The 14655-nt window shown below is 70.5% G+C and carries 12 protein-coding genes and 1 pseudogene; 6 read left to right on the top strand and 7 right to left on the bottom strand.

Annotation, left to right across the window (positions count from 1 at the left end; translation table 11 throughout):
- Nucleotides 1-190 precede the first annotated feature (190 nt).
- Together ACZ6MZ_RS18085 and ACZ6MZ_RS18080 are read left to right on the top strand one after the other, a co-directional pair.
- Entirely contained in the window at nt 191-1195 is a 1005-nt protein-coding gene (locus tag ACZ6MZ_RS18085; protein WP_469352891.1) for a helix-turn-helix domain-containing protein, read from the top strand.
- Nucleotides 1196-1236: 41 nt separating this feature from the next.
- Nucleotides 1237-1329, top strand: a pseudogene (locus ACZ6MZ_RS18080) (polyketide cyclase); the annotation flags it as partial.
- Nucleotides 1330-1382: 53 nt separating this feature from the next.
- Here ACZ6MZ_RS18080 and ACZ6MZ_RS18075 read toward each other — a convergent pair.
- The 3 genes from ACZ6MZ_RS18075 to ACZ6MZ_RS18065 form a co-directional block, all read right to left on the bottom strand.
- Nucleotides 1383-4145 (bottom strand): type 1 periplasmic-binding domain-containing protein, encoded by a 2763-nt coding sequence (locus ACZ6MZ_RS18075; RefSeq protein WP_389786485.1) that lies wholly within the window; start codon nt 4143-4145, stop codon nt 1383-1385.
- Nucleotides 4146-4250: 105 nt separating this feature from the next.
- Entirely contained in the window at nt 4251-5309 is a 1059-nt protein-coding gene (locus tag ACZ6MZ_RS18070) for an LLM class flavin-dependent oxidoreductase (RefSeq protein ID WP_469352890.1), read from the bottom strand.
- A gap of 74 nt (nt 5310-5383) precedes the next feature.
- On the bottom strand, nt 5384-7105 hold the full coding sequence (locus ACZ6MZ_RS18065; protein WP_469352889.1) for a serine/threonine-protein kinase: 1722 nt from the start codon (nt 7103-7105) through the stop codon (nt 5384-5386).
- 158 nt (nt 7106-7263) lie between these two features.
- Here ACZ6MZ_RS18065 and ACZ6MZ_RS18060 point away from each other — a divergent pair, with 158 nt between their 5' ends.
- Complete coding sequence (locus ACZ6MZ_RS18060) at nt 7264-7827, top strand: type 1 glutamine amidotransferase domain-containing protein (protein ID WP_469352888.1); 564 nt, start codon at nt 7264-7266, stop codon at nt 7825-7827.
- A gap of 5 nt (nt 7828-7832) precedes the next feature.
- On the opposite strand, the gene ACZ6MZ_RS18055 is transcribed toward ACZ6MZ_RS18060, so the two are convergent.
- Nucleotides 7833-8804: a LysR family transcriptional regulator gene (locus tag ACZ6MZ_RS18055; protein WP_469352886.1), complete on the bottom strand. Its 972-nt coding sequence runs from the start codon at nt 8802-8804 to the stop codon at nt 7833-7835.
- 100 nt (nt 8805-8904) lie between these two features.
- On the opposite strand from ACZ6MZ_RS18055, the gene ACZ6MZ_RS18050 reads away from it, so the two are divergent.
- Nucleotides 8905-9528 (top strand): NAD(P)-dependent oxidoreductase, encoded by a 624-nt coding sequence (locus tag ACZ6MZ_RS18050; RefSeq protein WP_389786476.1) that lies wholly within the window; start codon nt 8905-8907, stop codon nt 9526-9528.
- Nucleotides 9529-9605: 77 nt separating this feature from the next.
- On the opposite strand, the gene ACZ6MZ_RS18045 is transcribed toward ACZ6MZ_RS18050, so the two are convergent.
- Both ACZ6MZ_RS18045 and ACZ6MZ_RS18040 read right to left on the bottom strand, forming a co-directional pair.
- Nucleotides 9606-10517: a hypothetical protein gene (locus ACZ6MZ_RS18045; RefSeq protein ID WP_389786474.1), complete on the bottom strand. Its 912-nt coding sequence runs from the start codon at nt 10515-10517 to the stop codon at nt 9606-9608.
- Between the two features lie 163 nt (nt 10518-10680).
- Nucleotides 10681-10926, bottom strand: coding sequence for a hypothetical protein (locus ACZ6MZ_RS18040; protein ID WP_469352884.1), 246 nt, complete (start codon nt 10924-10926; stop codon nt 10681-10683).
- Between the two features lie 533 nt (nt 10927-11459).
- Between ACZ6MZ_RS18040 and ACZ6MZ_RS18035 the strand changes: the two genes are divergently transcribed.
- Together ACZ6MZ_RS18035 and ACZ6MZ_RS18030 are read left to right on the top strand one after the other, a co-directional pair.
- The gene (locus ACZ6MZ_RS18035) at nt 11460-12227 is read left to right on the top strand and encodes an NPP1 family protein (RefSeq protein ID WP_389786468.1); all 768 of its coding nucleotides are present in this window, start codon (nt 11460-11462) and stop codon (nt 12225-12227) included.
- Nucleotides 12228-12406: 179 nt separating this feature from the next.
- Nucleotides 12407-13387 (top strand): DsbA family protein, encoded by a 981-nt coding sequence (locus ACZ6MZ_RS18030; RefSeq protein WP_469352882.1) that lies wholly within the window; start codon nt 12407-12409, stop codon nt 13385-13387.
- 60 nt (nt 13388-13447) lie between these two features.
- Here the strand turns inward: ACZ6MZ_RS18030 and ACZ6MZ_RS18025 are convergent, their stop codons facing one another.
- Nucleotides 13448-14614 (bottom strand): acetyl-CoA C-acetyltransferase, encoded by a 1167-nt coding sequence (locus ACZ6MZ_RS18025; RefSeq protein ID WP_469352938.1) that lies wholly within the window; start codon nt 14612-14614, stop codon nt 13448-13450.
- Nucleotides 14615-14655 lie beyond the last annotated feature (41 nt).

Below are 14655 nucleotides of genomic sequence, written 5' to 3'. Positions count from 1 at the left end.
GTCTTTCGCTTCGTTTCGCTTCGTTTCGTCCCTCCTGAACAGGCTCGCGCCCGTCGACGGGCATCCGATAGATGAGGGGCGCCAGCTGCGTGGAACCTCCGTGCCACGTCCGTCCCTGACGGGGCCGGACCGCCCGACGTATGCTCGGAACACACACTGCGCTCCTCGCACTGTGGATGGGTCACTCGACATGTGCCGTGAACGAGACGTCGCCGAAGCCGCACTGAGTGTGGACGTCGAACTGGACCGGCCCGGCGCGGGACAGCGGCTGCGCGAGGGCATCGAACGCGTCCCCGTCTTCCGGGTCAGGGACCTTGCCGTGCCCACCGCGGCGGCCTCCCGCAGCTCCCGCAGATACCGCTACCGGATGGGCTGGCGTACGTACGCCGACGTGGCCTGCCTGGACCAGCGCAGCGACGCGATATCGGGCACCGTCGCGGGCGACCCCGGATCCGACCGGGTCGTGGCGCACTTCGTGACGCACGGCTCGATGCGCCTGGAGAGCCCGGAGGAAGCCGTCACGCTGAGGCCGGGAAGCGTCTGCGTCCGGGACATCCGTACGGCATGGCGCTTCTCCTTCGGCGCGGGGACGGTCGCGCCCCTGCTGATCGTCCCGCGGTCCGGACTCGTCCCGCATCTGCCGGCCGGCACCACGCTGCCGACGCTCACCATGGCCGAGCAGGGCGCGCCCGAGGTCCGCCTCCTCTCCGGGCACCTGGAGCTGATGAAGTCCTTCGCCGACGGGGAGCTGCCCCAGGCGGGGCTACGGGCGGCGGGCAACGCGACACTCGAACTCCTGGCCGCCGTTCTGTCGGCCAACTGCCCGGCGGACGGCGCCCCGTTCCGGTCGTCGCTGCGCTCGGCCGGCCTGCTCGCCATCGACGAGTACCTGCTCGATCCCCAGCTGAATCCCGCGCTGATCGCGCACCTGCTCAATGTGTCGGTGCGCACGCTGCACCGCGCGTTCGCGGACACAGGGGATCCGGTCATGGTGTGTGTGCGCCAGCGGCGCCTGGACCGCGCCAGGGCCGAGCTGGCGGCGGGCGGCGGCCTCACCGTCTCCGAGATCGCCGCCCGCTGGCACTTCGCGGACGCGAGCCACTTCGTACGGTCCTTCAAAAAACGCCACGGCGTGACGCCGTCCGCCTGCGTGCCCCGCGAGCCCGCCGGCCCTGAACCACGGGACAGCCCTTAGGTTGACTCCCACGTACTCGACGTGGGTCTCCCGGCACGTGAGTGCCTCACGTGCGGTCTCCCGACGCCGTGCCCGCCGCCGACAACGAGACAGGCACGCGCATGGCCCTGGCGAACCTCGCCCGGCTCGTCGAGGCGGACGAGCGCTCCGGGGGCGGCCGGGCCGCCCCCCGCGTGAGCCGACGCCCTCACGGGCACGGATACTCGTCGCCCTTCGGCCCCCACCTCGTGCGTTCATCGCCGCGCGCCACCCTGCCGCACAGCAGCTCGGTCGCCGGCGCGCCGCCGGTGCCGCGCAACACCGCGAGCAGCTTGTCCTCCGTCACCCGCCCCCCGCCCGCCGCGCCGTGCGCGTCGGTACGGCCGGTGGCGCCGTCGAGGCCCCCGCCGCCCAGGCCCTGGTAGAGCACACCTTGCAGCAGCCCGCGGTCGAGGCGGTCGTCATGTCCGCCGGTGGTGCGCCAGGCCTGGTCGATGCCTTCGGCGAGATAGCGCAACGCGTCCCAGGCGAGCGCGAGATGGCCGTCCTCGCGCATGGCCTTCGTCCTGGCGCTGTGGTCGCCCGCGTACGCACGGTCGTACGCGGCGAGGAAGGCCGCGGCCTCCGGGCTCCGTGGAGCCAGCGCCGGGGCGTTGCCGTGCGAGACATAGAAGAGGGTGAGGCCCTTGAAGTCGTCCCAGGGACGCTCCTCTTCCGTCAGTGTGTTGGTGACGTCGTCGCCGCCGAGCACACTGATCTTCGGGCAGTCGCCGGAGATACGGGCGATCTCGGCCAGGAACAACTGGAACTGGCTGGCCCGCGCCGACCACACCACCGCCGTCCGCGGCTCCTCACTCACGGCGCCGCAGACCTCGCGGGCCAGGTCCTCCACGGTCGCCACGGGCCGTCCGCCCAGCGCACCCGGCACCGGCCCGGGCTCCGGTGCGTCGGTGGGGGTGTAGAGGAGTACGTCGACGCTCCCCGGCCTGTACGAGGCACGGAAAGACGCGGCAAGGCTGTTGCTGTAGGCGTCGGTGGCGTCGGCGACGAGAGTCACCCGGCGCGCCTTCTGCCCGTCCGCGGTCATCTCCGCGCTCGAAGCGAACGCTGCCATCAGCTCGGCGGCCCGCGCGTCGGTGGGGGCCGTCTGGTAGTAGTGCTCGCCCTGGCGAAGGAGTTCATCGGCCGTGCCCGAGGTGCCGACCATCGGGATGCCGGCCTTGTCGAGGATGCCTATCGCGTCGTACGTCTTGCGGCGGCTCTGCCCGAAACCGACGACGCCCGCGATGGACGGATCGCTCGCGGCGAGCTCCACGATCCGGTCGGCGACGGCGGGCGCGTCCTTGAAACGGTCACCCGCGTTGGCGGCGAGGACCCGTAGCGGAACGCGCTCGCCGGAGCGCAGCGCCTGGGCGTTGATGTGCTGCTGAGCCAGCGCGAGACCGCGCAGCTCCGCCAGCGTGCCGCCGCGCACCGGGTCTTCCGCGTCCTTGCCGCCGGTGAGCGGGCCGAAGTAGACGACGGTGCGGCGACCGGGGCGCGGGTCGTCGCCCGGCCGGCCCGCGAGCTCCTTGTCGACCTCCTCGTTCTGCCGCTCGATCTGCTGGAGCACGGCCCGTACGGCCTGCTCACTGGGCTCCTTGCCGAAGCCCGCCGCGCCTTCCGCGACCCCGACGCACTGCCCGTCCGTGCCGAGGAAGGTGGAGCCCTGGCAGGGGTCGTCCTTCTGGCGGTTCCCGATGTCCGGTACGAGGACGAGGGCGGCGACGGCGGCGAGTACGAGCGTTCCGATGCCGAGCACTCCGGCCACCTCGGCGCCGGGCCCCCAGCGCGGCGACGGCGTCACCAGCGTCGGCCAGCGGCCGAGCCAGTACACCGCGGCCTGGTCGTCCTCCGGTCCCTCGGCCACCGGCACGACGATGCCGGTCGGCTGACCCGGCGTCATCCCGCGCCGCTCGATGTTGATCAGCTCGGCGCCGGCGTGAGCCAGGCCGGACGCGTCGATGTCGGGGATGCGCGAGGCCAGCGAGCGCACGCCGCCCGCCACCGCGAACACCGAGGTGCAGCGTAAGTCCTCCATGGCGGAGCGGAGTTCACGCAGGAAGCGCTGCACGCGCGAGTCGGCGGGCCCCGCCTCGTCGAAGAGCAGCACGAAGCGGGCGGCGCGGCGCCGCCGCCAGGGGTTGAAGAGACGGGTTCGGCACGCCTGGTCCAGGTCGGCGAGCAGGGCGTGCATGAGCACCCGGTCCATTCGCTCCGGCTCATGGGACGGATCGCCGTGTACGAGGTCCAGCGCGGAGCGGAAGAAGTCGGTGGGCGGGCTGCCGTGCTGACGGCGCACCCACTCCGCGTACCAGCTGCGGCTGCGGGCCCGCCCGAGCATCCGGCGGTTGGCGCGCCAGCCGAACAGGGCGCGCGGCAGCCGCTGGAAGAGCGGGCCCGCGACGAAGTTCCACAGCAGTTCGAGCAGCGTGCCGCCGCTCGCCTGGTCGCGGCCGCCGAGCCACCACAGGGACTGGGCGGTACGGGACCAGTTGCGGTGCTCCGCGTAGCAGTGGTTGCGCAGCTCGGCGTGGCGGCGCTCCATGAGCCCCTCGATGGCGGGCGCGGTGACGACCGAGCGCAGCAACCGGTAGCTGTGCAGCCGAAGTTCACCGGTGCCGGGCGGCATGGTCTCGGCGAGCTGAAGGGTCAGATGCTCGAAGAGTTCGAGCGGCGGCGAGTCGTTCCCGTCCGGTATCCGCGGAATGTACGCGTGCGGCGCGAGGACCTCGCTGCGGCCGCGCATCCGTGAGCGGAGCCCCGTGACGATCTGTCGTCCCGCGGTGCCGTCGCCCGGCTCACTGAACAGGACGACCGGCACTCTGCTGCGGCTGCGCCGCGGCTGTACCACCAGTTTGTCGAAGGCGTCGATGAAGCGCTCGACGCCCGGATAAGCCGGAATGCGGCTTTGTGGATCCCCCGTGGTCATGAACAGGCCCCCCTGTGTCCCCCTGCGAAGCAAGGGATATTCCCCTTAACCGTCATACGCAAGCATGGGGTCACAGCACAGGAGAGACACAGGATTTTTCCGGGTTCAGGCGGCCGGTTGCCAGCCGAGTGCCGGGCCGAGCTCGGTGGCGATGTCCGTGAGGATCTGGACGTAGTCGTCATGGTCGAACGTGAAGGGCAGCGCGAACGCGACCTCGTCGATCTCCCGGAAAGCGGCGTGGGAGTAGAGCCGTTCGGCGATCTGCGCGGAGGTTCCGACGAGATCGGGCGCGAACATCATGCGCGCAGGCCCCTGGGGCGTGGCGGTACGCGGCGTGCGCTTCCGGGCGAACTCCTCGTACTTCGCGCGTTGCTCCGGCGAGGCGGTGTCGGTGGGGATGACGACGAGCCCCTGGGAGACGCGGGCGCGGTCCCCGTCGGGGTGGTGGGCGCGGAAAGTCCGTATGTGCGAAAGCTGGATCTCGGCGAAGTCCTCGGACTCCTCCGCCTTCACGACGCTGCTGGTCAAGAGGTTCATCCCGTGCTCACCGGCCCACTGGGCCGACCGCAGGCTCGCGCCGCCGTACCACATGCGGCGGCCCAGACCGGGAGCGTGGGGCTGGACCCGGTCGGAGAACACCTCGAAGCCCTCGGTCCCGCTGAAGTCGGTCGCTGGTTCGCCGCGCACGAAGTCCAGGAGCCGCTGCACACGGTCGTAGCTGAAATCCTCGATGGCGGCGGTGTCGGGGTAGAGCGCGTGTCCGACCTGGTCGTAGTGGATCGGCGGACCGACGCTGACCCCCGGATTGAGGCGCCCCCCGGACAGGATGTCGACCGTCGCCAGGTCTTCGGCCAGCCGCAGTGGGTTCTCCCATCCCAGGGGGATGACCGCCGTGCCCAGTTCGATGCGGCTGGTGCGCTGCGAGGCCGCTGCCAGGACCGCGACGGGGGAGGAGATGCCGTACTGGAGATGGCGGTGGCGCATCCACGCGCTGTCGAAACCCAGCTGCTCACCCAGTTCGATGATCTCAAGTGTTGATTCGTGGCCCCGGCGTGGGTCGGCCCCGTCGAACAGCCCGATGGTCAAGAAGCCCAGCTTCCGCAACGGTTCCGAGGGCAGCGGCACAGGGATCCTCCATCGTCCGCGGCATCCTCTGCCGCACATCAGCACTGTCCCGATTGTGGCAGGCGATCGTCGGGCGGACCTGGTCGGCCCGGGGCCGCAGGAGAACCGGTGTCTCAGGCGTGGAAGCCGTTACACGTGACGGATGTGAACTTCGTGGGGCCGCCCTCCACGTGGTACAGCACCACGGTCCAGTCGCCCCTGTCGTCGCCCACCGGGATCGCGTCGACGGTCCGTTCGCCGAAGTGGGCCCGGAAGTCGTCGGGATAGGTGAGTGTGATGGTTCCGCCCGAGGACCACCGGGAGTAGAGGTCGACGGGCTTGCTGGTGAAGCCGACGCCCTTGCCGGCGGACCGGGTGGGCCGACCGGTGGCGCGGTCGGTCTCGTGCGGGGGCCGTACCCCGACGGATATGTAGTACGGCGCGGGCCGCTTTCCCTGTCCGGCGTTCTTGGGGCGCAGCGCCACCGAGGCGGTGTCAAAGCCGGTGGTGTGCGAAACGGAGGACCGCAGGCCGTCCGGCGGTGAGGACTCGGCGAGGCCGGCCAGATCGCAGGAGCCGATGCCCTGGGCGGCCTGCGCGGGATCCTCCGACAGGGTCCAGCGGTCCTGCGAGACACGGTCGTTCATGATGTGGTCCGGCGGTCGCCCGGCCGGACCGCCGGCCGCCGGCCGGGACGCGGTCTGCGGCCCGGACGGGGTCACGTCGGTCCTGGGTTCGGCCGTGGAGTCCTGGCTGTCCGCTCCGGGGAGCAGCCAGACCGTCACCGCCGCGGCGACCGCCACCGCACCGAGCACGGTCCAGGCTCTGCGACGTGTGGCGCGGGCGGGAAGGCGCTGCTGATCGGGCAGGCCGTACGGGGTGGTGCCGAGCGGCCCCGGAGATACCCTGCCCCACGCCCCGGCCTCCGGTTCGGGGTCGGACAGCGTGTACCCACTGAACGGCGGGGCTGGCGTGTTCACGTGCCCGGGCGCGGACACGGGCTCGGGTTCGGTGGTGCGGGCCAGCGAGCGGTAGTGGGCGTCCGTCACCAGCGCCGAGTCCACCGCGCATCCGGCGATCACGGCGGACAACTCCGGCCGCTCCGCAGGGTCCTTGGCGACACACCGCCGGATCAGCGCGGCCAGATCGGGCCGTACCCCCGCCAGGTCGATGTCCTCGTGCACGGCCCGGTAGCTCACCACCGTCGCGTCGCCCGTGCCGTACGGGGGCCGGCCGGTCGCCGTGTACGCGAGCGTCGCCCCCAGCGCGAAGACGTCCGCCGCCGGTCCGACCTCGTTACGCAGGACGACCTCGGGCGCCGCGTACCCGGGCGTCCCCGGCGTCATCCCGTCCCGGGTGAGCATCGTCTGCTCAAGCCCCCGGGCGATTCCGAAGTCGATCAGTTGCGGCCCCTGCGGCGAGAGGATGACGTTCTGCGGTTTCACGTCCCGGTGGGTGACGCCGTGGACATGGACCGCGGCCAGTCCCTCGGCGAGCGCGGCGAGCAGCCGCAGGGCACTGTCCGGCGGGAACGGTCCGCCCGCGCCCACGGCGGCGCGCAGCGTGGGCCCGGCCACGTACTCGGTGGCCAGCCAGTACGGGGACGAGTCGAGCGACGCCTCGATCAACTGGGCGGTGTAGGCGCTGCGCACGGCCTCCACGGTCGCGGCCTCCCGCCGGAACCGGGCCAGCGCGTCGGGGTGCTCGCTGATCTCGTCCCGGATCACCTTCACGGCCACCAGCCGCCCGCCGGGTGACCGGCCGAGATACACCTGTCCCATGCCGCCCGCGCCGAGACGGGCGAGAAGCTGGTACGCGCCTATTCGCGCGGGGTCCTGAGGTCGCAGCGCATCCACCAGCACGACTGTGCCATATCCGCCCGCCCACGTGACGGGCTGCGGTTGACATGCCTGTCGAGGGTGGGAGCGTGGAGGATGAAGGCGCGATGGTGCGGCGACGGGAGCCGTTACGCGAACCTCACGAGCGCCTCCCACCGAGAGGCAGATCAAACACCATGGGACACGCACTGCACGACCGGAAAGTCGCGATCCTGGCCACCGACGGAGTGGAACGCGTAGAGGTGGAACAGCCCCGCGGCGCCCTCTACGGCGCCGGGGCCAAGAGCGAGATCCTCTCCCTCCACCCCGGTGAGATCCAGGCCCGGCAGTTCGACATCAACCCCGCCGGGACCTTCCCCGTCGACCGACTCGTCGCCGACGCCTCCGTGGACGACTACGACGCCCTGCTCCTGCCGGGCGGCACCATGAACCCCGACCAGCTCCGCACCAATCAGGACGCCGTCGGCTTCGTGAAAGCGTTCGTCGCCAGCGGGAAACCGATCGGCGTGATCTGCCACGGCCCGTGGACGCTCGTGGAAGCCGACGCCGTACGCGGACACCGCTTCACCTCCTGGCCGAGCGTGCGCACCGACCTGCGCAACGCGGGAGCCGAGGTGGTCGACGAGGAAGTGGTGATCGACGGCCAGTTCATCTCCAGCCGCTCACCCGCAGACCTCCCGGCCTTCTGCGAGGCCATTGTCGACCAGTTCGCCAAGGCCGGCCACGAGGTGGCCGGATAGCCCGGTCAACGCGCGAGCCCCGGACCTGGGCGGTGGTCCCGACCTTCACCGGCCTGATGAGCGGGTGGCTGAGCCGATGACCGGCAGGCTGCCCGCATGACGGAGCGGGCCAGGCCGCGCAGCCAGGTGTGAGCGCGGTCGCTGTCGTAACGCTGGTGCCACGTCAGATACACCGGGACCGTGGGCATGTCGAGGGGGAGCGGGAGCACGCGCAGGGCGAGGTCGCCGAGCAGGGGGCGGCTGATGAGTGCGGGGACCGCGACCACGAGGTCGCTGTGCCGGACGAGCTGCAGCGCGGTGGCGCCGGTGGGCACCGCGGCCACCACCCGACGTCGCAGGCCGTGGGCCGCCAGCGCGTCGTCGATGGGGTCGCTCAGGCGTCCGCGGCGGGAGACCGTGACGTGCTCGGCCGCCGTGTACCGCTCGATGCTGAGCGGCCCGTCGGTCAGCGGATGACCCGGGCGGACCGCGACGACCAGGCTGTCCAGGCCGACCTTCTCGTAATGGATCTCTGACGGCGACGGCTCGCTGGTGCTGGTTTCGAGGTCGACCTCGCCGCGCCGTAGCTCGTGGGTGTCCGTACTCGACTCAGGCACGAAGCGCAGCCGGACCCCGGGGGCCTGGGAACGGACCGCGGCGAGCAGCGCGGGGCCGCACGCGTGGGTGAGGGCGTCGTGCCACCTCAGGGTGAAAGTGCGCTCCAGATTCGCCAGGTCGACGTCCCGCTCCGGAGAGAGCACCGCCTGGGCCTGGTGCACCAGGCCGTGTACCTGTTCGCGGATGGCGAGGGAGTACGGCGTCGGGGTCATCGTCCGACCGGTGCGCACCAGGATCTGGTCGCCGGTCGCGCGCCGGATACGGCCCAGGGTCCGGCTCATCGCGGGCGCGGACACATGGAGCCGGGCGGCGGCGCCGGCCACACTGCCCTCCTCCAGCAACGCGTCGAGCGCGGTCAGCAGGTTCAGATCCACATGCATGGGAGTAATGCTAGGCGTAACAAGCATGCACTTGTCGTTAACTGAGGAGCGGCTTACCGTCGAGATCACTCCGCCGCAGCCCCTCTTCTCGGAGATCACCATGAAGATCGTCATACTCGGTTCCACCGGGCGCACCGGCCGCCTGCTGGTGGCCCAGGCCCTCGCCCGGGGCCACGAGGTCATCGCTCTGGCCCGCGACCCGAGCCGGCTCTCCGAGCTTGCCGCCGGCACCCTGGTCGTGGTCCGGGCGGATGTGACCCAGGCGTCCACCGTCCTGCCCCCGGTCGAGGACGCCGACGTGCTCGTGAGCGGACTGGGCATCACCAAGAAGCAGGACCCGCGCATCCTCGTCGACGGAGCCCGCCTGGTGGCCTCGGCGGTCCCTCGGGTGGTCTGGCTCAGCTCGCTGGGAATGGGAGCGACCGAGGGCGCTCTGGGGAGAGTGAACGGTGCGCTGCTCAAGCGCGTCCTGCGCCACGAGTGGGAGGCCAAGGGCGTCGCCGGCCAGGTCGTCCGCGCCGCAGGGGGAAGCGTTGTGTACGCCGGGCCGCTGACCAATCGGCCCTACCTGGGCGGCGGACGCCTCGTTCCCGCTGAGAGGTTCAAGCCGCGGCTGGTTCCGCCCGCGGCACCCCGGGCCGGTATCGCCACTCTCCTGCTCGACGAGGCGGAAGAGCCCCGCTTTTCCGCCACGCCTGCCATCGCGCTGTTCGACCAGCGTTGAAGCCAGCGTTGAAGCCAGCGGTGAAAAAGGTCTCCCGGGGCCACCACGGATACCGTGGTGGCCCCGAGCGCTCCGCGCTATCCGTCTTCGGGCAAGGGGCCGTTGTCGCTGGTGACGCCGTCGTTGAAGATGATGGTCAAGGGCGCGGTTCCCTCCCGCCTGGTCTTGCGGAGGTCTTCGGCCATACGCCGGTAGAAGGCCGAGGCCATGGCCCAGCTACCGTCGATGATGTCGCCCTTCACCCGTGCTTCGCGCAGCGCGATGAGCACGCCGATGAGGGAGCGTCCGGAGAGGATGATCCGTACCCGGCCTTCTCCGTCGTCGGTGATTTCCGGGGTGGGGTTGAAGTGCTCCTGGCCCGAAGCGAGGTCGGCGACGAAGTTCCAGGCGTCCCGGTGGCAGACGAGCACGATGGAGGCGATCGGCGCGGCGCCCAGCAGAAGGGCGCCGTGGCTGATCGCCTCACTCGGTTCCGTGCCGGAGTCGAGGGCCTCGCTGGACTGCTTGCGCCGGTCGGCCTCCTCGGGCTCTCCCTCGCCTTCGGCGCCCGCGGGGGCCGGTGCCTCGGTCTCGGCCTCCGGCTCGGGACCACCCGCGGAAGGCTCCTCGGCGGGTACTGCGGCGGCTGCCGCCGTCCGCTCTTCGACGTCGGGGGCGAGCGGAGCCCGGGAGATTGACGTATCGAAGAGCTGATGGTGAGCCAGATCGGTCACCAGGCCGCGGAGCGCGGCTATCGCCTGATGGATCTCGTGCAGGTCCTGACGCAGAGCGGTGACCTGCCTGCTCACCTCGGTCGTAGCCGCGGACCCGTTGTTCACGCGAGTGCGCGTCTCACGGATGTCGGAGCGGAGGCTTTCCACTTCGGATGCGACAACCTGACGCAGATCCTTTTCCGCGGTGTCGACGCGGTCTCCCACCGCGCCGATCTGGTCACTCAGCTCCCGCCGGGTGTCCAGCAAGGCTGTCATCAGGTCGTTGTTACGTGCCACGGTCGTCCTCATTGCACTCAAAGTATCCAAGTAACTTCGTCTTGTAGTTTCCCCTGGTCGCGGAGTGCTGAAGGCGATTTGTAGCGATCAGGCCGAGGTCCGGCCGAAACTGATGCGTTGTTGATGTTGCTCCGGGTGCCGGACGCGGCCTACGGGACAGCCCTCAGCCCAGCAGGCCGCCGAGGACGCCGCTGATCAGGTCGCCGAGCGGATGTCCCGGGTCCGACGGTCCGGCGCTCGGCTGACCGGCGTCCTGCCCCGGCTCGCCCGGGGCAGGATTGTCGACGGCCCCGGACGAGCCGTCCGCCGGCTTCCCCGCTCCCGGCTTGCCTGCTTCGGGTTGGCCCGCGGGTTCGTCCGTTCCGGGTTCGTCCGCTTCCGGCTCGGCCAGCTCCTGATGGTCCGTCACCGGCACCGCCGCGCCCGGTCGCGGCGCGGCCGGGCGTGTCGGATCCGGTGTCCGCACCACGGATTCGCGAACGGCGGGAGCCGGCGACGTCGGTACGGGTAGCGCCTTTGGCTCCTGCGCGAACGCGAGTATCACCAGCCCGGGCGCCAACGAACTCCCGCCGACCAGCAGGCCTCCTATGTACGCATGACGCTCCCCCTGTGTCTGTGTGTCGTGCGCATTCCAATCCGTTGTTCGGATCAGCACACAAGAAGGATTGGTCGGAAGTGCGCCACATTCGAACGTCCCTTGGGAGCGCCTCGGTGCGGCTCGCTGCCCAACTCGGCTTCCGACAGCTTCACTTCGGCCGCCCCTGCCGTCACACTCTGCTCAGCAGGTAACCTCGGCCCGGGTCGCCCACCCCCCTGTATTGGCTGACCTTTCATCACTCTGACACCTGCCGACTCTCGGCGTGTCAACGAAGACCGGCGAAGCTGATCCGGGCATGTCAATCGGACCGTGTGCCCCACGCCGCGGTCGATCAGGAGGACGCAGTGAAGAAAAGCTCGCGCATCCGCAAGGTTTCACTCACCCTCGGCAGTGCCATCGCGCTGGTCATCGCCTTTCCGGGCAGCGCTCTCGCCGATCCCCCCAGGGCCTTGCCCGCCAACGCGGATGGGATGGAGCAGACGTTCCAGCCGGCCTTCGACTACGACACGGACGGTTGCTACCCCACTCCCGCCATCGGCCCCGACGGGACCATAGCCCCCGGCCTCAACACGACCGGGGCCGTCAACGGCTCGTGCCGCGACTCCTGGGATCTCGACAGCACCAACGGATACGCGCGGTACAAGTGCAACAACGGCTGGTGCGCGATCATTTACGGCCTCTATTTCGAGAAGGACCAGGCCGTCGCGGGCAGCGGCCTCGGCGGGCACCGTCATGACTGGGAGCACGTCGTGGTGTGGGTGCAGAACAACCAGGCCCAGTACGTCTCCACCTCCGCCCACGGCAATTTCAACATCCACAGCCGTGACCAGATCCAGTGGGACGGGACGCACCCCAAGATCGTCTACCACAAGGACGGCGCGGGCACGCACTGCTTCCGCGCCGCGAACACCAACGACGAGCCGCCGGAGAACCACTACCGCGGGTGGCAGTTCCCCACGCTGGTCGGCTGGAACGGTTACCCCGCGGGTCTCCGCGACAAGCTGAGCCAGGCCAATTTCGGCAGTGCCGTCTTCGGCCTCAAGGACGGCAATTTCAACTCTCACCTGGAGAAGGCCAAGCCGGCCAACATTCCGTTCGACCCCAACGCCTGACGCACGGGGCCGGAGGGTGGACGCGGCGCGTCAGCCGCCGCTCCATCCCCCCGGCCCGCCCATCCCCCGTGGCGGACGTTTCGACACGCCGGGGATCGACGAGAACGGAGCGCCCGCAGCCGTCCCACCCAAGGCAACGCTCGTTGCATAAGCGACGAGTGTCGATTATCTTGCCCGGTATGCGACTGGAGATCTGGGCGGATGTTGTCTGCGCGTGGGCCTACATCGGCAAGCGGCGGCTGGAGACGGTTCTGCTCTCCTGGCACGGGGAGCCCGTAGAGGTGATCTGGCGGCCGTTCCGGATCGACCCCATGGCTCCGGCTCAGGCGCTCGCCCTCGCCGACGCGCTCCAGGATCCGCTGGTGGACGCCGCGTTGCAGCAGTGCGCTCCCGGTCTGTCGCCCGCGGAGAACCGCGTGCGGGTGTCGGAGATCGCGGCGGCCGAAGGACTGGGGCCGCACTGGGGCGCGGCCTGGCGGGCCAACAGTCACGACGCGCACCGGCTCATCGCCCTCGCTCACGAATCCGGCGGCGCGCCGCTGCAGAACGCCGTGGCGGAAGAGGTGATGAAGGCGCACTTCCTCGACGCGCTCGACATCAGCGCTCACGGCACCCTCGCCCTGGTCGCGGAGCGGGCCGGGTTCCCCGAGGGAGCCGGGCTGCTCGCCGGGACGGCCGGTGAGGACCACGTCCGCGAACTGGTCCTGCGCGGCAAGGCCATCGGGGTCACCACATCCCCCACGTTCGTCGTGGCCGGCGAAGCCCTCGCGGGGGCACATGCCCCGGACGTCATCGCGGACTTCCTGCGCCGTAACGAAGGGCTCACCGAGCCCCGGATCCCGGCGGAAGTGGTACGGCTCCGGGAGGCCGAAGCGCTCCTGGACCTCGGCGACCCGCTGGGGTGCCTCACCCTCCTCGGCCCTCTTCTGGACGAGCACGGCGAGGACAAGAACGTACGGCTGCTCGCCGCCCGCGCCTACTTCCACTCCGCCCAACTGGGCCGCGCCCGTGCGGTGCTGGAGCCCCTGTGCGCGGAAGCGCCCGACGACTCGTACGCCCAACTGCTTCTCGGGCGCGTGCTGGAGCGGCAGGGCCGGGGCGCGGAGGCCGCTCCCCATCTGCGCCTCGCGGCCGCCATGACACCGACGTACGGACGCTGAACCCGGCGCCGGTCGGCAACGGTCGGCGAGCGGGGTGGAGGGGAGCGGCGCCCGGTCGGGTCAGCCGAGCCGTTCGATGATGGTGACGTTCGCCTGGCCGCCGCCCTCGCACATGGTCTGAAGCCCGTAGCGGCCTCCGGTGCGCTCCAGATGGTGGAGCATCGTCGTCATGAGCCGGGCGCCGGTCGCTCCCAGTGGATGCCCCAGAGCGATGGCGCCTCCGCACGGATTGACCTTGTCCGGATCGATGTCGGTCTCCCGCTGCCAGGCGAGGACGACGGGAGCGAACGCCTCGTTGATCTCCACGGCGTCGATGTCCCCCGCCGCCAGCCCCGCTAGGTCCAGCGCTCTGCGCGTCGCCGGAATGGGCGCGCTGAGCATCATGATGGGATCGTCACCCAGCACGGTCATCTGATGGATACGGGCGCGGGGTGTCAGGCCGTGCTCGATGACGGCACGCTCGGAGGCGATGAGCAGCGCCGCCGCCCCGTCGGCGATCTGCGACGAGGTGGCGGCTGTCAGACGGCCGGCCGGATCGAGTGTCCTGAGCTTCGCCATCGACTCCAGGCTGGTGTCGCGGCGGGCACACTCGTCGGTCGTGAGGGACGCCTCCCCGTCGTCGTACGTGGCGATCTCGCCCGCGAAGTGCCCCCCGTCGATGGCCTTCAGCGCCTTCTGATGGCTGGTGAGCGCGAATGCCTCCATCTCCTCGCGTCCGATCCGCCACTTCCCGGCCATCAGCTCGGCCGCGTGGAACTGACTGACCGTCTGGTCGCCGTACCTCTTGCGCCAGCCGCGTGAGCCCGAGTACGGGTCCGGCATGCCGAACTGATCGCCGACCAGGGCCGCCGCGGTCAGCGGTATCTGCGACATGTTCTGCACGCCGCCCGCCACGACGAGGTCGGACAGGCCGCTCATCACGGCCTGGGCGGCGAAATGGACGGCTTGCTGCGACGAGCCGCACTGGCGGTCCACGGTCACGCCCGGCACGGACTCGGGCAGGCCGGCCGCCAGCCAGCTCGTACGGGCGATGTCACCGGACTGGGAACCGATCTGGTCCAGGCAGCCGAAGACGACATCATCGACCGCCGCCGGGTCGATGCCCGTGCGGTCCATCAGGGCGGTGAGTACATGGGCGCCGAGGTCCGCGGAGTGCACTTCTGCCAGTGATCCATTCCTGCGTCCCACGGGCGTGCGGACCGCGCCGACGATGTATGCCTCAGACAATGCGCGCATCTCTACCTTGATCCTCTCGAAGGGAGTCATGA

This window comes from Streptomyces sp. NPDC042201 (genome assembly GCF_055582185.1).
This window is presented reverse-complemented; position numbering and strand designations above follow the sequence as displayed.